Annotated in this window: 15 protein-coding genes; 7 read left to right on the forward strand and 8 right to left on the reverse strand. The window is 73.8% G+C overall.

Annotated elements, in window-relative coordinates; all coding sequences use genetic code 11:
- Nucleotides 1-29 precede the first annotated feature (29 nt).
- Nucleotides 30-881: a fumarylacetoacetate hydrolase family protein gene (locus ACFQRF_RS10780; protein WP_379870875.1), complete on the reverse strand. Its 852-nt coding sequence runs from the start codon at nt 879-881 to the stop codon at nt 30-32.
- A 1486-nt stretch (nt 882-2367) separates the two neighbouring features.
- The gene (locus ACFQRF_RS10785; protein ID WP_379870876.1) at nt 2368-3108 is read right to left on the reverse strand and encodes a GntR family transcriptional regulator; all 741 of its coding nucleotides are present in this window, start codon (nt 3106-3108) and stop codon (nt 2368-2370) included.
- Nucleotides 3109-3225: 117 nt separating this feature from the next.
- On the opposite strand from ACFQRF_RS10785, the gene ACFQRF_RS10790 reads away from it, so the two are divergent.
- The 4 genes from ACFQRF_RS10790 (at nt 3226) to manD (ending at nt 7779) form a co-directional block, all read left to right on the forward strand.
- Complete coding sequence (locus ACFQRF_RS10790; protein WP_379870877.1) at nt 3226-4062, forward strand: SDR family NAD(P)-dependent oxidoreductase; 837 nt, start codon at nt 3226-3228, stop codon at nt 4060-4062.
- Nucleotides 4063-4154: 92 nt separating this feature from the next.
- Nucleotides 4155-5504: an MFS transporter gene (locus ACFQRF_RS10795; protein WP_379870878.1), complete on the forward strand. Its 1350-nt coding sequence runs from the start codon at nt 4155-4157 to the stop codon at nt 5502-5504.
- On the forward strand, nt 5501-6568 hold the full coding sequence (locus tag ACFQRF_RS10800) for an alcohol dehydrogenase catalytic domain-containing protein (protein ID WP_379870879.1): 1068 nt from the start codon (nt 5501-5503) through the stop codon (nt 6566-6568). The genes ACFQRF_RS10795 and ACFQRF_RS10800 overlap by 4 nt, the downstream gene beginning before the upstream one ends.
- On the forward strand, nt 6565-7779 hold the full coding sequence (manD, locus tag ACFQRF_RS10805; protein ID WP_379870880.1) for a D-mannonate dehydratase ManD: 1215 nt from the start codon (nt 6565-6567) through the stop codon (nt 7777-7779). Before ACFQRF_RS10800 ends, manD begins: the two co-directional genes overlap by 4 nt.
- Before the next feature lie 124 nt (nt 7780-7903).
- Here the strand turns inward: manD and ACFQRF_RS10810 are convergent, their stop codons facing one another.
- The gene (locus tag ACFQRF_RS10810; RefSeq protein ID WP_379870881.1) at nt 7904-8875 is read right to left on the reverse strand and encodes an AraC family transcriptional regulator; all 972 of its coding nucleotides are present in this window, start codon (nt 8873-8875) and stop codon (nt 7904-7906) included.
- 134 nt (nt 8876-9009) lie between these two features.
- Here ACFQRF_RS10810 and ACFQRF_RS10815 point away from each other — a divergent pair, with 134 nt between their 5' ends.
- Together ACFQRF_RS10815 and alaS are read left to right on the forward strand one after the other, a co-directional pair.
- A complete protein-coding gene (locus ACFQRF_RS10815; RefSeq protein ID WP_379870882.1) occupies nt 9010-9507 on the forward strand; it encodes an anthrone oxygenase family protein in 498 nt (165 codons plus the stop codon).
- 450 nt (nt 9508-9957) lie between these two features.
- Nucleotides 9958-12615: an alanine--tRNA ligase gene (gene alaS / locus ACFQRF_RS10820; protein ID WP_379870883.1), complete on the forward strand. Its 2658-nt coding sequence runs from the start codon at nt 9958-9960 to the stop codon at nt 12613-12615.
- 457 nt (nt 12616-13072) lie between these two features.
- Here the strand turns inward: alaS and ACFQRF_RS10825 are convergent, their stop codons facing one another.
- From ACFQRF_RS10825 to ACFQRF_RS10845, 5 genes are all read right to left on the reverse strand, one after another.
- Complete coding sequence (locus ACFQRF_RS10825) at nt 13073-13372, reverse strand: hypothetical protein (protein ID WP_379870884.1); 300 nt, start codon at nt 13370-13372, stop codon at nt 13073-13075.
- A gap of 192 nt (nt 13373-13564) precedes the next feature.
- Nucleotides 13565-15169 carry an FAD-binding oxidoreductase gene (locus ACFQRF_RS10830; RefSeq protein WP_379870885.1) on the reverse strand — a complete coding sequence of 535 codons (1605 nt, stop codon included), beginning with the start codon at nt 15167-15169 and terminating at the stop codon, nt 13565-13567.
- Between the two features lie 205 nt (nt 15170-15374).
- Nucleotides 15375-16016 carry an FMN reductase gene (locus ACFQRF_RS10835; RefSeq protein WP_379870886.1) on the reverse strand — a complete coding sequence of 214 codons (642 nt, stop codon included), beginning with the start codon at nt 16014-16016 and terminating at the stop codon, nt 15375-15377.
- On the reverse strand, nt 16013-17107 hold the full coding sequence (locus ACFQRF_RS10840) for an LLM class flavin-dependent oxidoreductase (RefSeq protein WP_379870887.1): 1095 nt from the start codon (nt 17105-17107) through the stop codon (nt 16013-16015). Before ACFQRF_RS10840 ends, ACFQRF_RS10835 begins: the two co-directional genes overlap by 4 nt.
- Before the next feature lie 87 nt (nt 17108-17194).
- Complete coding sequence (locus tag ACFQRF_RS10845; RefSeq protein ID WP_379870888.1) at nt 17195-17659, reverse strand: MarR family winged helix-turn-helix transcriptional regulator; 465 nt, start codon at nt 17657-17659, stop codon at nt 17195-17197.
- Nucleotides 17660-17893: 234 nt separating this feature from the next.
- Between ACFQRF_RS10845 and ACFQRF_RS10850 the strand changes: the two genes are divergently transcribed.
- Nucleotides 17894-18886, forward strand: coding sequence for a sigma-70 family RNA polymerase sigma factor (locus tag ACFQRF_RS10850; protein WP_379870889.1), 993 nt, complete (start codon nt 17894-17896; stop codon nt 18884-18886).
- Nucleotides 18887-19112 lie beyond the last annotated feature (226 nt).

Raw genomic sequence — 19112 nt, forward strand, 5'->3', positions numbered from 1 at the left:
CATCGTTCCACCGTGAGACGGCCGTCCGGTCAGGCGGCCGTCAGCCGCTGGCGCTGCCGGCCCAGGCCGTCGATCTCCAGCTCCAGCACGTCACCGGCGGCGAGGTACGGGAACCGCCCGGACAGCGCGACACCCTCCGGGGTGCCGGTGTTGATGACGTCGCCCGGGTCCAGCACCATGTACTGCGACAGGTGCCAGACCAGGTGGTCCACCGGAAAGATCATGTCGGCGGTCGTGGAGTCCTGCCGCGCGTCACCGTTGACCCACGAGCGCAGGCCCAGGGCGGCCGGGTCGACCTCGTCGGCCGGGCGCAGCCAGGGCCCGAGCGGGTTGAAGGTCTCGGCGCACTTGCCCTTGGACCACTGGCCGCCGGACCGCTCCAGCTGGAAGGCGCGCTCGGAGACGTCGTTGGCGATGGTGTAACCGGCGATGTGCGCGGCCGCGTCCGCCGGAGAGGCCAGGTAGCGGGCACGGCGGCCGATCACCACCGCCAGTTCCACCTCCCAGTCCACCTTCTCCGCCCCGGGCGGGATCAGCACGTCGTCGTCCGGGCCGACCACCGTGTTGGGATGCTTGAAGAAGACGATCGGCTCCTCCGGCGGCGCGGCGCCGGATTCCGCGGCGTGTGCGGCGTAGTTCTGCCCGATGCACACGACCGCCCCCGGCCGGGCGATCGGCGGGCCGACCCGCAGCGACTCGGCGTCCGGTAGCACCGGCAGCCTCTCGGCGGCGAGCGCGTCGCGGACGGTGGCCGGTCCGCCGGCCGCCAGGAACGCGCCATCGATGTCGGCGGTGAGCGGGCGCAGGTCGCGCACCGCGCCGGAGTCGTCGCGGACCGCGGGGATCTCGGAACCGGGCGGGCCCAGACGCATCAGGTACATTGCGGCTCCCTTGGGAGGTGCGGGCGGTCGGCCCCGCAGCGGCACCCGCGCGCCCGGCGTCGTGCCCGGGCGGTCCGGTGTCGGCGTGCGGGTCACCCGGCCATTCTGCGCCACCGGCGGTGCGGCGGAACGGCCGGGCCGCGCATCGCCGGTTCCCGGGACGCCGTAGTGGCAAGAGCAGGAAGAACGACGCCGACATCACCACGCCGACGATGCACACGATCATCCCGATCGCGATCACGACGCCCAAGCCGTCGCCGATGCCGGACACGCTCTCGGTGCCATAGGACGTCCGCGGTCACCTCGTCGTGCGTGGCCACGTAACGGATCAGGAACGGCAGGAAACCGGCGCAGGCCACGCACACGGTGGGGGCCGCCCATCGTACGATCCGCCACCCGGCGTCCTCGTCCGGCGGCCGGAGGACGGCCGGGCTGCGCGCGGGCAACTTGTCGGCGAGCAGCCGGGCGCCCTCCGTGAGGCCGTTGATCCGCAGGCGGGAGCCGTCCGAGAACCCGACCACGCACCAGACGTCCACGCCGAGTCAGTGCACCAGCCGTCCCAGCGGGGTGGGATCGTCGCCCGTGCCCGACCGCACGCCTATCTCGGCCACCTGCTGCCATGTCCAGCACTGCCGCGTGCCTTGGGTGCGGTGCGCAAGCCCGTTCTCGTACGACTCGACGGCCTCCGAGCGGCCACCGCGCATCGCGCTGGTCAGGAGTGCGGCGACCAGGGACCCGGCGGCCACTGGTATCAGGGGGGAGACCGTCGATGGGGGTTTGCCGGACCGGCGGCAGGCATGGTGAAGCGCGCCGAAGACGCGGTGTACGACCCGCCTCGACGCCCTGGGCAACGTACCGCCGTCTCGACGACCACGTCGCTGACTCGGTCCGGCGGCACCGGACACCGGACCCCGCCCGGCCGTGACCCAGGTCCCGCCGGGCCGCGATCCCCACCGCCGGAGGTCGTCACACCGGCACATCGAGGCGGTCATTCCGGGAGCCGAAGAGTCGGCCCGGGCCACAGCCCCATCAGGCACGCAGCACCGAACGGCTCTGGGCACGCCCCCGCCAACACGTCCTCGCCCTCAACCCCACGATCCGAAACGACCGGCTTGCCGACGTGCCCGTCAAGCACTCACTCGCGGCCTACGACCATTGAGCAGCACACGGCCCAGTTCAACGATCGAGCCCCGGATCCTGCCGGAGCCGGAGCCAGGAGCCGGAAACGCGATGGAGACGGTCGGCGGGAGGGCTGCGAGAAAGGCGAGTCGGAGCGCCGTCCAGCGGCGCGCGTTGTCCACCGGGTGCGTGCCGACCAGCCGGCCGAGCCGGCCGTCGTCCGGTTCAGCGGTCGCCGTCACGGCCGTTCCCCGCTTCCCACCCGGACGGCCGCACCGCTCGCCGGTTCGGCGCGCGCGGGCGGATCCGGCCATCGGCAGGCGGCCATCATGCCCGCCGCGCCGCCGGGGACCGTGCCCGGAAGCGGTCAGCCGGCCACCCGTCCGGTGCCGTCCGCGTCGTCGGTGCCGAAGTACTCCGGGTGGCGCTCTCGGACGAACTTCACGGTCTCCAGGATGAGCCGCAGGTGCGGCGTGAGGACCGCGTCGCCGGCCGCGGCGTCGCGGGATTCCACCGCGTCCACGATGGCCCGGTGGTCGGCCACCAGTCCCTCGTATCCCGTGGCGTCGGGCAGCGTGAGCCGCCGTACCCGGTCCATGTGCGGGCGGGCGCGCCGGGCGACCGCTCCCGCGCCCGAGTGGCCGGCGGCGTCGAACAGCAACTGGTGCAGGCGCTGGTCCAGCTCCACGAACCGTTCGGCGTCCGCGCGGCGCATGGCGTCCTCCTGCTCCGCCAGGTTGGCGCGCATGCGGGCGATGTGTTCGGAGGTCGCGCGCTCGGTGGCGAGGCGCAGCGCGGAGCGCTCCAGGGACTCCCGGACGAACTGCGCGTCGGCGAACGCCTGCTGGTCGATCCGGGCCACGAAGGTCCCGTGCTGCGGGAAGACCTCGACCAGCCCCTCCTCGGCGAGCCGGTACACGGCGTCCCGGACCGGCGTTCGGCTGACGCCGAGTTCGGCGGCGAGGTCCTTCTCGGACAGCCGTCCGCCGGGCGGATAGCGGACGGTGACGATCGCCTGGTAGAGGCGGTCGTACACCTGCCCCGACAGGCCGCGGGAGGTGCGCCGGGGGAGCGGGCCGTCGAGCGGGCCGGTGGTCGGGAGCGTCATGGCGTCTCATTTTTCCACATCCCGACTGTTGACACACTTGCATGCAAGCATGCTTAATGTGTGGCGCAGGTTACGTGACTCCGGTCATAGCTCCGGAGCGGATCATGCGGGAGCACCATGAGCAGTGAGCCCAGCGGCCGGCCCGACGGTGGAGTGGCCGGCCGGCGGCTGATCGTCACCGGCGGCGGCAGCGGCATCGGCCGCGCTGTCGCTATCGGCGCGGCCCGGCGCGGCGCGCGCGTCGTCGTGGCCGGCCGCCGGGCCGCCGAACTCGACGCGACAGCGCGGGACGGCGGCGGCCGGATCACCGCGGTGCCCGCCGACGTCGCCGACGACGCCCAGGTGGACGCCCTCGTCGCGACCGCCGCCGAACGGCTCGGCGGCCTGGACGGGGTCGTCAACGCCGCCGGCGTGCACGGCGCCGCCGCCAGCATGGACCTGAGCACCGGCGACTTCGCCCGGATCCTCGACGTCAACCTCACCGGCGCGTTCCGGGTCTCCCGCGCGGCGGGGAGGGTGCTCGCGGCGTCCGGCGGCGGCGCGATCACGCACGTCGCCTCGCTGGCCAGCTTCGGCGGCTTCCCCGGACGGCTGGCGTACGGCGTCGCCAAGGCCGGGCTCGTCCAGCTGGTGCGCACCCTCGCCGCCGAGTGGGGGTCGCTCGGGGTACGCGTCAACGCCGTCGCCCCCGGATTCGTCCGCACGCCCATCGCGGACGAACTCCAGCGCCGCGGCATCCTCGACACCGCCCAGATCGAGCGCCGCACCCCGTTGCGCCGCCGCGCCGACCCCGAGGACATGGTCGGCCCCACGCTCTTCCTGCACTCCGCCGACGCCGGGTTCGTCACCGGCGAGTGCCTCGTCGCGGACGGCGGCTGGCTCGCGCACACCGGCTTCGTGGACCACTACAGCGACCCCGAACGCCCGGGCCCGGCCGGCGCGAGCCCCGGCTGACCGGTCCCCCGCCCGGACCGGCCACCCCTCGCCCGAAACACCCCCGTGCCTGACCCCCACCGGCACCCCACCCGTCCCAAGGAGACGTCTTCGTGGACACACCGAGCGACGTCCGCGCCCCCCTACCCCGCCCTCGGGGGCTGCGGCACAACCTGCGCTGGGCGATGGTCGGCCTCTGTTCGCTGGCCTTCGTCTTCAACTACCTCGACCGCACCGTGCTCAGCGTCTCGCTGCCCTACATCGGCGAGGACATCCACATCCCCGCCAGCGTCGAGGGGCTGCTGCTCGGCGCCTTCTTCGTCGGCTACGCGCTGTGCCAGCTACCGGCCGGGGCGCTCATCGACCGGTTCGGCGTCCGGCGGCTCTTCGCCGGCGGCGCGCTCATCTGGGGCGGCGTCACCGCCGCCACCGGCCTGGTCCGCACCCCCGCGGAGCTCGTGATCGCCCGGCTCGGCCTCGGCGTCGGCGAAGCGGTCGCCTACCCCGGCTCGGCCAAGGTGGTCTCACGGTGGTTCCCGCGCCGCGAGCGCGCCCTCGCCAACAGCATCTGGGACAACGGCTCCCGGATCGGCGCCGTGCTGTCGCTGCCGCTCGTCACCGCGCTGATCGCCGCCTTCGGCTGGCGCTGGGCGTTCGCCGTCGCCGGGTTCCTGGCCGTCGCCTGGGTGGTGCTGTGGGTGCGCGCCTACCGCGAGCCGCGCGAACACCCCCGGCTCAGCGCCGAGGAGCTCGCCTACATCGAGGCCGGTGGCGCCCGGCTGGAGGACGCCCCGGCCGAGGGCGCGTCCGCCGCGCCGCGGGTGCGCTGGCGGTCGCTGTTCCGCTACCGCACGGTGTGGGGCATGATGCTGGGCTTCTTCGCGCTGAACTACGTCATCTTCTTCTTCATCACCTGGTTCCCCAGCTACCTGGTGCGCGACCGCGGGTTCGACCTGCTGCAGCTCGGCGTGTACGGGATGATCCCCGGCATCGTCGCCATCGGCGGCAGCCTGGCCGGCGGCATCACCTCCGACGCGCTGCTGCGCCGGGGCTGGAGCCTCAACCGGGCCCGCAAGACCTGCCTCACCGGCGGGCTGCTGTTCTCCTCGGTCATCGCGGCCGCGGTGTTCGTGCCCACGGCGGGCATGGCGCTGGCGCTGCTGTCGGTGAGCTACGCCAGCGTCGCGTTCGCCGCCGCCAGCGTCGCCTCCCTGCCGGCCGACGTCGCCCCGCAGCCGGAGCAGGTCTCCTCGCTGGCCGGTATCCAGAACTGCGCCTCCAACATCGCCGGTTTCCTCGGCCCGTCGGTGACCGGCCTGATGCTGCAGCTCTCCGGCGGATCCTTCGTCGGCCCGCTCGTCCTGTCCGGCGCGATCGCGGTCGTCGGGGCGCTCTCCTACGGCCTGCTGATCAAGCGCGTCGAACCGCTGCCCGTCCACCCCGTGAAGGAGGCGACCGCATGACGTCACCCGGCCGGCCCGCCGCCCTGCTGCTGGAACCGCGCAAGATCGAGATCACCCCGCTCCCGGTGCCCGAGCCGGGGCCCGGACAGGTGCAGGTGGCGGTGCACTCCGTCGGCCTGTGCGGCTCCGACCTGCACTACTACGCCGAGGGCCGTAACGGTCCCAACGTGCTGCGCGCGCCCTGTGTGCTCGGGCACGAGGGCGCCGGGACCATCACGGCGGTGGGCGCCGGCGTGCCCGCCGAGCGGGTGGGCGAGCGCGTGGCGATCGAGCCCGCGCACCCCTGCGGCGACTGCGAACTCTGCCGCGGCGGACGGTACAACCTGTGCCGCGCCGGCAGGTGCTTCGGCTCCCCGCCCACCCACGGCCTGCTGCGTTCCCACACGGTGCTGCCGGCCGCGTTCGCCCACCCGCTGCCCGGCACGGTCGGCGACGACGAGGCCGCGCTCGTGGAACCGCTGGCCGTGGCCGTGTGGGCGGTCCGCCGCGGGCGGGTCGGTCCCGGCGACCGCGTGCTCGTCACCGGCGCCGGACCCATCGGGCTGCTGTCCGCACTGGCCGCGCTGCGGTGCGGCGCCGCCGAGGTGACCGTGCACGACGTCGACCCGGTCCGGCTCGCCGCCGCCCGCGCGGCCGTCGGCGGCACCGGCGTCCAGGTCCGCGACGCGCCGCCGGGCGGCGAGGTGGACCGGCTCCTGGAGTGCTCCGGCGCCCCTGCCGCGCTGCGCGCCGCCGAACGGCTCGCGCCGGGCGGGGTGCTCGCCCTCGTCGGCACCCCCTCCGGTGCGCCGCCGGCCGAGCTGACCGCGCTCACCCAGCGCTGGGAGTTCGACGTCGCCGGCTGCTTCCGGTACGGGCCCGCCTCCTTCACCACCGCCGTCGCCTGGGCGGCCACCGGCCTGCCCGGCCTGCGCGGACTCGTCACCGCGCGCTACCCGCTCGCCGAGGCCGCCGCGGCGCTGGAACGGGCGCGCACCGACCGATCCCAGCTCAAGGTGGTCATCGACGTGACCGCTCCCCCCGCCGACATCCCCGCACCGAAGGAAGGGCAGAGCCCAGCATGAGGATCACCGACGTCAAGGTCATCGTCACCGCGCCCGGGCGCAACTACGTCACCCTGAAGATCAGCACCGACGAGGGCGTGGTCGGCTGGGGCGACGCCACCCTGAACGGCCGCGAGCTTTCGGTCGCCTCCTACCTGACCGAGCACGTGGCGCCGCTGCTCGTCGGCCGCGACCCGCAGCGCATCGAGGACATCTGGCAGTACCTGTACCGCGGCGCGTACTGGCGGCGCGGCCCCGTCACCATGACCGCCATCGCGGCCGTGGATGTCGCCCTCTGGGACATCAAGGGCAAGATCGCCGGGCTGCCCGTCTACCAGCTGCTCGGCGGCGCCTCCCGCGACGGCGTCATGGTGTACGGGCACGCCAACGGAGAGACCGTCGACGACCTGCTCGCCGACGTCGGCCGGTTCCTCGACCTCGGCTACCGGGCCGTGCGGGTGCAGGCCGCCGTCCCCGGCCTGGAGAAGACCTACGGCATGGGCGGCAACAGCCACGGCCGCACCTACGAGCCGGCCGACGGCGACCTGCCCGCCGAGCACGCGTGGGAGACCGGGCCCTACCTCGACTTCCTCCCCGGTCTCATGGCGGCGGTCCGCGAGCGGTACGGCTACGGATTCCACCTGCTGCACGACGTGCACCACCGGCTCACCCCGATCGAGGCGGCTCGGCTCGGCAAGTCGCTGGAGCCGTACCGGATGTTCTGGATCGAGGACGCCACCCCGGCCGAGGACCAGCAGGCGTTCCGGCTGATCCGCCAGCACACCACCACCCCGCTCGCCGTCGGCGAGGTCTTCAACTCCATCTGGGACTGCCAGCAGCTGATCTCCGAGCGGCTCATCGACTACATCCGCACCTCGGTCTCGCACGCCGGCGGGATCACCCACCTGCGCCGCATCTTCGACCACGCGCACCTGCACGGCGTCCGCACCGGCTCGCACGGCGCGGGCGACCTCTCCCCGGTCTCCTTCGCCGCCGCCCTGCACGTCGACCTCGCCGTGCCGAACTTCGGCATTCAGGAGTACATGGGGCACCTGGACCCGTGGCAGGAGGTGTTCAAGGTCGGCTACACCTTCGAGAACGGCCTGTTCCACCCGGGTGACGCGCCGGGGATCGGCGTCGACGTGGACGAGGAGGCGGCGGCCCGCTACCCGTACCAGCGCCGCTACCTGCCGGTGAACCGGCTGCGGGACGGGTCCATGCACGACTGGTGACGATTCGGCGAAGCGCCGAGGCCGGCCGTCGGCACGCCGCCCGATCCGATCGGGACCGTCGGCGGCCGGCCCTGGCATGCGCCGACCGGATCGGCCCGTCGGCCGGGGCCAGGGCCGGACGTCCTCACGCCGGCAGCGCGTCGTCCCGGGCATCGCCGGGGAGCGTGCCGCCGTCCCGGTACCGCTGGGGGCTGATTCCGCGTTCCCGCTTGAAGGCCGCGCTCAGCGCGAAGGCGCTGCCGTACCCCACCCGGCGGGCCACGGCGTCCAGCGGCGCGTCGGACCCGCGCAGCAGGTCGGCGGCGAGCGTGATCCGCCACCCGGTGAGGTAGGTCATCGGCGGCTCCCCGACCAGGGCGGTGAATCGCCGCGCCAGCGCCGCGCGGGAGACGCCGGTCTCGGCGGCCAGGGCCGCGACCGTCCATGGGCGGGCCGGAGCCTGGTGCAACAGCCGCAGGGCCCGGCCGACGACCGGGTCGCCGTGCGCGCGGAACCACGCGGGCGCGTCCGCCTCCGGGCGGGTGAACCAGGCCCGCAGCACCGCGATGAGCAGCAGGTCCAGCAGCCGGTCGAGCACCGCCTCCTGTCCGGGCAGCTCCTTGACGACCTCCTCGGCGAGCAGGGGCACCAGCGGGCTGTCCCACGCGTCCTGGGGGAGGACGAGCAATCGGGGCAGCGCGGTGAGCGGCCGGCGCCCGACCTCGCCCGGAACCTGGTAGGTGCCGGTGAGCAGCACCGTCGAGCCGTCCAGCCGGGTGCCCCAGGTGCGGACGCCCAGATCCGTCAGGTCGGTCAGCGGCGTGCCCGTCAACGTGGTGCAGCGCTGGCCCGGATGGATGATCGCCCGCGGCGGCGTTCCGGGGGTGTCGGCGACGACGTAAGGGTCCGGCCCGCGCACGACGGCCACGTCACCGGTGCGCATCACGGCCGCCGGGCCGTCCCCCGGAAGCACCCAGGCCGAGCCCTCCAGCACCGCCATCAGGGTGAGCGGCGCCCGGTCCTCGATGCGCAGCGACCAGGGCGGACTGAGGACGGACCGTTGCAGGAACGCCCCTCGGGCACGCGGCCCGTCCAGTAACCCCGCGAGTGCGTCCACGCGGGCGAGTGTAGACGCCCGCGTATGGGGACCGACGTCTCGGCCATGGCCTCCGCCACCCGGACGTACTTCACTGGTGGGGGCGGCCGATCCGGGCCGCCCCACGACCGGCCGGGACGTTGGAGGACCACACGATGCCGGAGCTGTTCCGAGACGCCGTTCTCGTCGCGGCCACTTTGACCACGGGACTCGCGGCCGGCCTGTACTACGGGTTCGCCTGCGCCGTCATGCCCGGCCTCGGCCGGGCCGACGACCGGACGCTTGTCACCGCGATGCGGCAGATCAACGCGGCCATCCTCAACGGGTGGTTCCTGCTGCTGTTCCTCGGCGGACCGGCGATGACGGCGCTCGCGGCCGTACTGTCCTTCGGCGCCGCCGACCGTGCCGACCTGCCCTGGACCATCGGCGCGCTCGCCGGGCACGCGGTGGTGCTCGGCGGGACGTTCGCCCGGAACGTCCCGCTCAATAACGCCCTCGACCGGTCCGCCGCCCCCGGCGCCCCAGCCTCGCCCGAGACGGCGCGGGTGGGATTCGAGAAACCGTGGGTGCGCTGGAACGCCGTTCGCACGGTGGCGGCCACGGTGGCCTTCGGCTGCCTCGTCATGGCGCTCGCCGCGCCGGTGGGCGGGTGACCCCTTCCAGCAAGTCGGCACCCCGGCGGCCCGGCGGCCCGGGCGGGGCGCCGGCACGGCCGCTCGGGCGGTCCCGGCATCATCCGGCGCGCCTCGATCGGCAGGCAACGGCGCGCCGCTCAGGCCGGGGCGGTCGAGACCTCGGACCCCGTCCCACGGTGCCCGCGACACCAGGCCACGGGCGCCATGCCGCGCCGCCCGGCGGGCCGGGAATCCCACGTGCCCGCCGGGCCGGTTCGCGCTAGGGTCGGAAGAGTGACGGAGCGGCGGCGCGGACCCCGCCCGTACGCGACCGGACGCACGACAGGAACGCAGGCGATGGCACACACGGTGGGGCGGCGAGCTAGTCGCGCCGAGCCGGGGAACGACGGCTCCGTTTCCTAGGCCCTCGGCCCGGCTCGGCGGTGCTGGTCCACCTGTCTGCTTCGTCCTGAAGAGGCTGATGCCGTCATGCGCTCCACCGATATTCGTTCCACCTTCTTCGACTTCTTCGCCGCGCGCGGGCACCGCCGCGTCCCGTCCAGCCCGCTCGTGCCCAGCGACCCCACCCTGCTGCTCGCCAACGCCGGGATGAACCAGTTCAAGCCGTACTTCCTCGGTGAGGCCGAGCCGGAGTCGACCCGGCTGATGAGCGTGCAGAAGTGCGCGCGCACCTCCGACATCGAGAACGTCGGCCGCACCACGCGGCACGCGACCTTCTTCGAGATGCTCGGCAACTTCTCCTTCGGCGACTACTTCAAGGCCGAGGCGATCGAGTACGCCTGGCGGCTGCTGACCGACGGGTACGGCCTGGACCGGGACCGGATCTGGATCACCGTCTACACCGACGACGACGAGGCGCACGCGCTGTGGCGCGGCCTCGGCGTCCCGGACGAGCGCATCCAGCGGCTCGGCATGGCCGACAACTACTGGTCGATGGGCGTCCCCGGGCCGTGCGGACCCAGCTCGGAGGCCAGCTACGATCGCGGGCCCGCGTTCGGCCCGGAGGGCGGCCCCGCCGTCAACGGCGAGCGGTACGTGGAGCTCTGGAACCTCGTCTTCATGCAGAACCTGCGCGGCCCCGGCCACGGCAAGGACGACTACCCCATCGTGGGTGAACTGCCGCGGCGCAACATCGACACCGGGCTCGGCCTGGACCGGCTCGCCGCGATCCTGCAGGGCGTCGACACCGTGTGCGAGACCGACCTGCTGGCGCCCACGCTGCGCCGCGTGGAGGAACTGGCCGGCCGCGGATTCCCCGGCCGGGACGGCTCGGAGGAGTCGGTGGCGTTCCAGGTCACGGCGGAGCACGCGCGCTCCATCGCCTTCCTCGTGGCCGACGGCGTGCTGCCGTCCAACGAGGGGCGCGGGTACGTGCTGCGCCGCCTGATGCGCCGCGCCGTCCACCGCGCCCGCACGCTCGGCATCACCGGCCCCGTTCTGGACGCCGTCACCGCCAGCGTGGTCGACGCCCTCGGCGGGAGCTGGCCGGAGCTGGCCCGGCAGCGCACCCTGATCGAGCATGTCGTGCGCGCCGAGGAAGAGGCGTTCTCCCGGACGCTGCGCACCGGCTCCCGGCTGCTGGAGGCGGCGATCCGCCGCACCGCGGACAGCGGGGGCGAGGTGCTGCCGGGCGACGCGGCGTTCGAACTGCACGACACCTACGGCTTCCCGGTGGACCTCACCGTCGAGGCGGCCCGGGCCGCGGGGCTGCGGGTCGACGAGGAACGGTTCGCCGCCCTGCTGGAGGAGCAGCGCCGGCGGGCCCAGGACGGTGGCCGGGCGCTCCGCGGCGACGCCGTGCGGCGCATGGACGCCTACCGCGCACTACTGGCCGAGCACGGGCCGACCAGGTTCCTGGGGTACGAGGCCACCGAGGCGGAAGGTCGCACGCTCGCGGTGCTCATCGACGGGGTTCCGGTCCCGGCGGCGGGCGAGGGCGCCGAGGTGGAGCTGGTGCTGGACGCCACGCCGTTCTACGCCGAGGCCGGTGGCCAGGTCGGCGACACCGGATCGCTGCGGTTCGGCAACGGCGCCGAGGTCGCCGTCACCGGCACCAGAGCCGAGGTCGCGGGCTGCCACGTGCACCACGGACGGGTGGTGCGCGGCGAGGTGCACGCCGGGCTGGCGGCGCTGGCCCGCGTCGACGCCGCGCGCCGCTCGGCCACCGAACGTTCGCACAGCGCGACCCACGTGCTGCACGCCATGCTGCGCCGGACTCTGGGCGACCACGCGGCACAGCGCGGCAGCCTGGTCGCGCCCGGACGGCTGCGCTTCGACTTCGCGCACTTCGACGCGGTCTCCCCGGACGAGCTGGCCGTCATCGAGCGGCGCGTCAACGACTACCTGCTGGCCGACCCGGAGGTGCGAGTCTGGCACACCACCTTCGAGGAGGCGCGCTCGGCCGGTGCCATGGCACTGTTCGGCGAGAAGTACGCCGACCGGGTCCGCGTGGTCGACATCGGCGACGCGTCCCGGGAACTGTGCGGTGGCACCCATGTCGGGCACGGCACACAGGCGGGGCCGGTGCGGTTGCTCGGCGAGTCGTCCGTGGGGGCGAACCTGCGCCGCATCGAGGCGCTGACCGGCGCCGACGCGCTCCGCCACTACGACCACGAACGCCACCTGCTCACCGAACTGGCCGGCATGCTCGGCGCCCGCCCGGAGGAGGCGCCGGCCCGGCTCGCCAAGCGCCTGGCCGCCCTGGCGGAGGCGCGCCGCGAACTCGACCGGCTGCGCCGCGAACGCGCGACGACCCTCGCGGGAGAGATCGCCGACCGGGCGCGGCCCCGGCACGGCGGCTGGCTGGTCGCGGAGGAGGTCGCGGACCTGACCGCCGACGACCTGCGCGACCTCGCGCCCCGCATCCTGGAGCGCAAGGGCGGAACCGGCGTGGTCGTCCTCGGCGTCCGCAGTGCCGATCGCGCGAACCTGGTCGCCGCGCTCAGCGACGACCTGCACGCCCGCGGCGTCCGCGCCGACGAGGTCCTGACCCGCCCGGCCCGGTGCGTCGGCGGCGGAGCGGGCGGCCGCGGCCGGATCGCGAACGCGGGCGGACGGCGGCCGGACGGCCTCCCCGAGGCGCTGCGCGTCGCGGCGGCCGAGGCGGAGCGGATGCTGACGGGGTAGCGGCAGCCGCCGTAGTCTGCGGACCGCGGTCAGCAGCGGAGGTCTCCGGTGGCCGTCACCTCGAACCACGGGGTCGGCTCCCGGAGCCCCCGGCCATTGACGGCGGTTCCGCGAACGGCCGCGGACATGGTGCGGCGCCGGGGAATGGTGGGCGACGACCGGCCGCGCCGCCCTCCTCCCTCCTCACCGCGCGCGTGGCCGGGCCGCGCCGGTGCGCCCGAGTGGCCACGTAAGCGGACCGCGGCGGTCATCCTGACCCCGGAGAACCGGCCGTCCCCCGAGCGGCACGCCGCCCGCACCACCCGGGGCCTGGGGACGGGCACCCGCCGCGCATCCTCGCGCAGCGGCCATGATCCGGCACGCCCCGCCGATCGGGCGCCCCGGTCCAACGGGCACCGATCGCTCGGGAGCACTGAACAGCGGCGCGCACCACCCCCGTCCGCGGCCCCGCCGGCCGCTACCGCAAACCGCCCCGCGGGGCGTTGCGGCCGTTGAGCCCGGCGCGCTGGTGTCCGCGTGTGGTCGGCTCCCGGCTGATGTTCGTGCGGCCCAGCGGCAGGTCGTGCCGGGTGCGGCCCTCAGTGCTGGGGACAGGCCTGTCCAGCAGGCCCGATCTTCGCTGTGCGTCGGCGCTGTTCTGCTGCGCCGTGAAAGCGGCCTGGTCGATCGGGTCATTCGCCATTTCGGCGGCGAGTTCGGCGCGCCGCCGCTCCTCCTCTTCCTTGCTGGTGATCGGGGCCGGTTCCTCGGTCGCCATCTGCGCTCCTTAGGTCCCTGAGGTTTCTTAGGTCGTCACGGCGAGGGCCGTCGGCCCCCGATGCGTCGCGATCCGATACTCCAGAGGCCGCCCGGACGCCCGTTCCGTCGGTTCACGGCGGAGAGCCGTCCGAGCATTCGCCCGGTACGCGAGACTACGCCCAGAACGGCGCGAGGGCGGCGCCCGCCGCCGTCAGGCGCGTCCGCCGGTCGTCCGGGGGACCGGAATGGGCGGCGGTGGTTCGATGGACTGCTGGTGCCGGAAGACGTTCAGCGGGTCCCAGTACCGCTTGACCTCCTGCAGTGTGCCGTAGTGCGGCCCGTAGTACAGCTTCGCCCAGGATCTGGGGTCGATGTTCCACGCGCGGTCGCTGAGGTCGACGTCCGGATAGCCGATGTAGCAGCCGTCGGTGATCCCGGCACCGATGTCCTTGGTGACCGGCACCCCGCCGGTGTCGGCGTACATGTCCCGGTACAGGGTGCGGATCCAGTTCAGGTGGCTCGCCCCGTCCTCGGTGGCCGGCCAGTACACCTGGTGCTGGAGCTTCAGGATCGAGTCGCGCTGCGCGACGGCGGTGTCGGTCACGTCCGTCCGGTTGATCGCGGCGCCGTAGGAGTCGATCTGCACCACCGCGTCACGGACCACGTGCCGGCCCTCGCCCGCCAGGCCGTGCCACAGCGCGCGGACCTGGCGCTCGGGCAGCGGTTCGCGCATGTAGGCGGACTTGTGCTTGCCGCACCGGAGGTTGTCCACCGGCCCGAGCAGCTTGTCCACCGACTCCCACGGCAGCGGCTGCGGCTGCCGGAGTCCGGCGAGGGCCGGATACTCTCCGTACCCCTCGGTCAGGTCCTCGAAGGGCGGTCGCCGCAGGCCCACGCGCCAGCCCCGGGAGGTCATGGCGCGCTGGAACTCCGTCATCCGCTGGCGGGCCCCGTCCACACCGGCGTCGATCTGGGCGATGAGGCCGATCTTCGGCTGACTGCGGTGGGTGAGCAGCAGAATGGCGAACAACGGGTCGAACTTCGGATCCCGCTGGGCGAAGAAGCGCCCGAAGTTGTCCACGATCTGGCGGAACTGCCGGAAGCCGCGTTCGCCGCGGGCGAGGCTGGACCACTTCCAGCCACCGGCGGAGAACAGCACCCGCTCCGGCGCGTCCGGCAGGTTCTTGAACCACATCCGGGTGAGGATCCCGAAATTGCCGCCACCGCCGCCGGTGTGCGCCCACCAGAGTGAGCGCTCCGGTTCGTCGCTGTCCTTGCCCGCCCGTACCAGCCGGACGTCGCGGTTCTCGTCCACCACGGCGACCTCGACCTCGTGCAGGTAGTCGACCGTGAGCCCGAACTGCCGGGACAGCAGCCCGAACCCACCGGCGGGCACGTGCCCGCCGACCCCGACCGAGGGGCAGGAGCCGCCCGGGAGCACCTTCCCGGTCTTCAGGAACAGCTGCTTGCGCAGGTCGCCGTTGGTGGCGCCGGCCTCGACACAGACCATCCCGTCGTCCTCATAGATCTCGTCCATGAGCGAGACGTCGATGATCACCCGCACGTCAGGGGCGCAGACGAAGTTCTCGTAGCAGTGGCCGCCGGAGCGCGCCGTGATCCGGGAGCGGACCGGGTCGGGCGGTTGCGGGGTGAGCGCGTCCCGCAGCGCGCCGACCGTCTCCTCGGGGGTGCGGACCAGCTCGATGTAGTCGGGTTCGGACTCCCATCGGGGGTTGTACCCGCGGCGCAGCGCCGCGTAGCGACGGTCCCCCGGTGTCACCCTGATTCCGCGCGCGGTCGTCCTCGGCTCCGTCATGCCCCTCACCTCGCCTGGTCGAGCTCGTCCCGGCTCGCGGGCGGCAGGGGGCGGACCGGCCGTCCGCCCTCCTCCCGTCCGCCTGTGCCGGGCACCGCTACCGCGGAGCGGGCAAAACGCACCCCAACCGTCGCACCCTGTTGCCTGCGGAGGGACCGGTGGGCGCCGGACCGGGCGCCGCGGGAGCACGGCGGCGGCCCCGGCGCTAGTCGGGCCGGAGCGCCCTGAGCTGTTCCTCGAACGGGACGACGCTCTCGACGGGATGCGCGTCCGGGCGCCCGGACCGGGCGCGGACCAGCTCGGCCAGTTCCCCGCCGGCGCGCGCGATGCGGCTCGGAAGGGTGTCGGTGAGCGGGTCGCCGGTGCCGCCCCAGTCCTCGGACGCCGCGTACACGGCGGTGGGGGCGACCACCGCCCGCAGATACGCGAACAGCGGGCGCAGCGCGTGCTCCAGGGCGAGCGAGTGCCGCGGCGTGCCTCCGGTCGCCGCGATGAGAACGGGGGTGCCGGCCAGCGCGTCCTTGTCGAGGACGTCGAAGAACGACTTGAACAGGCCACTGTAGGACGCCGAGAAGACCGGGGTGACGGCGATCACGCCGTCCGCGCCGGTGACCGCCTCGACGGCTTCGCGCAGCTCCGGCCCGGGGAAGCCCGTGACCAGGTTGTTGGCGATGTCCACGGCCAGTTCGCGCAGCTCGACCACCCGCACCTCCACCGGCCGGCCGTCCGCCGAGAGCTTCTGGCGGGCCGCCTCGGCGAGCCGGTCGGCGAGCAGCCGGGTGGAGGAGGGCCGGCTCAGGCCCGCCGACACGGCCACGAGGCGCCGCGATGCCGTCCGCGCCGTCATCGCGCCGCCTCCGCGGCCTGCTCGGCGCGGCGCGCGACCAGCGAGGCGTGGGTGGGGGCGTCGGGGACGTCGGCGGGGCGGTTCCGGGCGAACTCCGCGCGCAGCACCGGCAGGATCTCGCCGAGCATGTCGAGCTGTTCCAGCACCGTGGACAGGGGCAGGCCCGCGTGGTCGACGAGGAAGAGCTGGCGCTGGTAGTCGCCGAAGTGCTCCCGGAAGGTGAGGGTCTTGTCGATGACCTCCTGCGGGCTGCCGACGGTGAGCGGCGTCTCCGCCATGAACTGCTCCAGGGACGGGCCGTGCCCGTACACCGGCGCGTTGTCGAAGTAGGGCCGGAACTCCCGCACCGCGTCCTGCGACCGTCTGCGCATGAAGATCTGCCCGCCGAGGCCCACCACGGCCTGTTCCGGGGTGCCGTGGCCGTAGTGCGCGTACCGCTCCCGGTAGAGGGAGATGAGCCGCTGGAAGTGCTCCTTGGGCCAGAAGATGTTGTTCGCGAAGAAGCCGTCACCGTAGTAGGCGGCCTGCTCGGCGATCTCCGGGGACCGGATCGAGCCGTGCCACACGAACGGCGGGACGCCGTCCAGCGGGCGCGGCGTGGCCGTGAAGCCCTGCAGCGGCGTCCGGAAGCGGCCCTCCCAGTCGACCACGTCCTCGCGCCACAGCCGGTGCAGCAGCGCGTAGTTCTCGATGGCGAGCGGGATTCCCTGCCGGATGTCCTGTCCGAACCACGGGTAGACCGGCCCGGTGTTGCCGCGCCCCATCATGACGTCGACCCGGCCGCCGGACAGGTGCTGCAGCATGGCGAAGTCCTCGGCGATCTTCACCGGGTCGTTCGTGGTGATCAGGGTCGTGGCGGTGGACAGGATCAGCCGCTCCGTGCGCGCCGCGATCCAGCCGAGCATGGTGGTCGGCGACGACGGGACGAACGGCGGGTTGTGGTGCTCCCCGGTGGCGAAGACGTCCAGGCCGATCTCCTCGGCCTTGAGCGCGATGGTGGTCATCGCCGTGATCCGCTCGTGTTCGGTCGGCGTCCGGCCCGTGGTCGGGTCCGGGGTCACGTCGCCGACCGTGAAGATTCCGAACTGCACCGGGGTCCCCCTCCATGTGTTGTTGACGCATCAACTATATGCGCTCGTGTGTTATTCCCGGGCCGCCGCCCCCCGCTCACGCGGAGGTCAGGAAGCCTCCCCCGTCCGGGCCAGGATCTGGTGGGAGATCTCGTCCAGTGCGGTGAGCTGCTCCGGCGACAGGTGGTCGAAGACCAGCCGCCGGACCACCTCGACGTGCCGCGGCGCCGCGGCCTCGATGGCCGCCCGGCCCTGCGGCGTGACGGCGATGAAGGCGCCGCGTCCGTCGTCGGGACACTCCTCACGGCTGACCAGCCCGCGCCGCACCATGCGGGCGATGTGGTGCGACATCCGGCTCTTCTCCCACTCCACGGCCCTGGCCAGCTCCAGGAACCGCATGCGGCCGTCCGGTGTGTCCGTGAGGTTGACCAGCACGCTGTAGTCGGCGACCGAGAGGTTCGACTCCTGCTGGAGTTCGCGCCCCACCTGGGTCATGAGTTCACTCTGCATGCGCAGGAACGCCCGCCAGACCCGCTGCTCCTCCGGTGACAGCCAGCGAGGTGTCTCGTCCATGGCCACCAGCGTACGCGTTAATTGACGTGTCAACAAAGTCGTGCCGAACGGGCGTCCGGCGCGGCTCGGACGATGGCCCGGCGGCAGACCATGCGCGGCCGGTCCGGCATCCGGAATCATCCCGGTCGGGCGCATCCCGGCCGGCTCCGGCCGCGCCGACACCGAACGCCGCCTACGGTAAGTGCCGGGACGGCCGGCGTGGGCGGCCGGCGATGGACGAGCGGGGTGGACGACGTGCGAGAAGACGAACACGCGGCGGCGCTGCTGGCGGCCGCACGGTCCGGTGACGGCACGGCGTTCGGGCGGCTGGTCGAGCCGTTCCGCGGCGAGCTGTACGCGCACTGCTACCGGATGCTCGGATCCGTCCACGATGCCGAGGACGTGACCCAGGAGGCGCTGCTGCGCGCCTGGCGCGGGCTGGACCGGTTCGAGGACCGCGGGTCGGTCCGTCCCTGGCTGTACCGGATCGCCACCAACCGGTGCCTGACGCTGATCGAGCGGCGCGGACGCCGGGAACTGCCGGTCGACCTCGGTCCCGGCGCCGCACCGCCCGTGGAGACCGCGTGGGTGGAGCCGTGCCCCGACGACCGGCTCGGCCTGACCGACCTCGGACCGGAGGCCCGCTACCTCGCGCGGGAGAGCACCGAACTGGCCTTCGTCGCCGCGCTCCAGCGGCTGGGCGGCCGCCAGCGCGCCGTCCTGCTGCTGCGCGAGGTCCTGGGGTTCTCGGCGCGCGAGGTCGCCGATCTGCTGGAGACCACGGTCCCGTCCGTCAACAGCGCCCTGCAACGGGCCCGAAAGGTGCTCGGCGCACCGACCCCGGACCGGGCGCGCGCGGCCACCGCCCCCGAAGACGAGCGGGAGGTCCGGCGGGTGGCCGGGCGGTACGCGGCGGCGTGGGAGCGCGGCGACGTCGACGCCATCGTGGCGATGCTGGCCGACGACGCGCGGTACTCCATGCCGCCGCTGCCGGAGTGGTACGGCGGGCGGGCCGCCATCCGGGCGTTCCTGCTGGCGGGGCCGCTGGACCAGCGCTGGCGCTTCCGGCCGACGCGGGCGAACGGGCAGCCCGCTTTCGGCACCTACCGCTGGGACGAGGAGCGGCACCGGTTCCTGCCCGCCGGCCTGGACGTGCTCACGGTGCGCGGAGGACGCATCGCGGAGGTCGTCTCGTTCCTCGGCGCGGACCTGACGCTCTTCGGGCTGCCCACCGAGCTGGCCGACTGACCCCGCGGAGCGCGAACCACCGAACGTCCGGAGCCGTCGACGCTCTACGCCGTAGGCCCGTCCGCGTTGGCAGTGGAGGGGAGTGAGGTGGTGAGCGCGACCGGGGGCACAGGGCGCGAACCACCGAACGTCCGGAGCCGTCGACGCTCTACGCCGTAGGCCCGTCCGCGTTGGCAGTGGAGGGGAGTGAGGTGGTGAGCGCGACCGGGGGCACAGAGCGGCGAGC

This window comes from Marinactinospora rubrisoli, from assembly GCF_042664915.1.
Classification (GTDB): domain Bacteria; phylum Actinomycetota; class Actinomycetes; order Streptosporangiales; family Streptosporangiaceae; genus Marinitenerispora; species Marinitenerispora rubrisoli.

What these genes read in the sequence shown, in the direction of transcription:
- alaS (WP_379870883.1), top strand. Translation starts at nt 9,958, where the DNA reads ATGCGCTCCACCGATATTCGTTCCACCTTCTTCGACTTCTTCGCCGCG.
- manD (WP_379870880.1), top strand. Translation starts at nt 6,565, where the DNA reads ATGAGGATCACCGACGTCAAGGTCATCGTCACCGCGCCCGGGCGCAAC.
- ACFQRF_RS10825 (WP_379870884.1), bottom strand. Translation starts at nt 13,372, where the DNA reads ATGGCGACCGAGGAACCGGCCCCGATCACCAGCAAGGAAGAGGAGGAG.
- ACFQRF_RS10835 (WP_379870886.1), bottom strand. Translation starts at nt 16,016, where the DNA reads ATGACGGCGCGGACGGCATCGCGGCGCCTCGTGGCCGTGTCGGCGGGC.
- ACFQRF_RS10800 (WP_379870879.1), top strand. Translation starts at nt 5,501, where the DNA reads ATGACGTCACCCGGCCGGCCCGCCGCCCTGCTGCTGGAACCGCGCAAG.
- ACFQRF_RS10830 (WP_379870885.1), bottom strand. Translation starts at nt 15,169, where the DNA reads ATGACGGAGCCGAGGACGACCGCGCGCGGAATCAGGGTGACACCGGGG.
- ACFQRF_RS10780 (WP_379870875.1), bottom strand. Translation starts at nt 881, where the DNA reads ATGTACCTGATGCGTCTGGGCCCGCCCGGTTCCGAGATCCCCGCGGTC.
- ACFQRF_RS10785 (WP_379870876.1), bottom strand. Translation starts at nt 3,108, where the DNA reads ATGACGCTCCCGACCACCGGCCCGCTCGACGGCCCGCTCCCCCGGCGC.
- ACFQRF_RS10845 (WP_379870888.1), bottom strand. Translation starts at nt 17,659, where the DNA reads ATGGACGAGACACCTCGCTGGCTGTCACCGGAGGAGCAGCGGGTCTGG.
- ACFQRF_RS10790 (WP_379870877.1), top strand. Translation starts at nt 3,226, where the DNA reads ATGAGCAGTGAGCCCAGCGGCCGGCCCGACGGTGGAGTGGCCGGCCGG.
- ACFQRF_RS10815 (WP_379870882.1), top strand. Translation starts at nt 9,010, where the DNA reads ATGCCGGAGCTGTTCCGAGACGCCGTTCTCGTCGCGGCCACTTTGACC.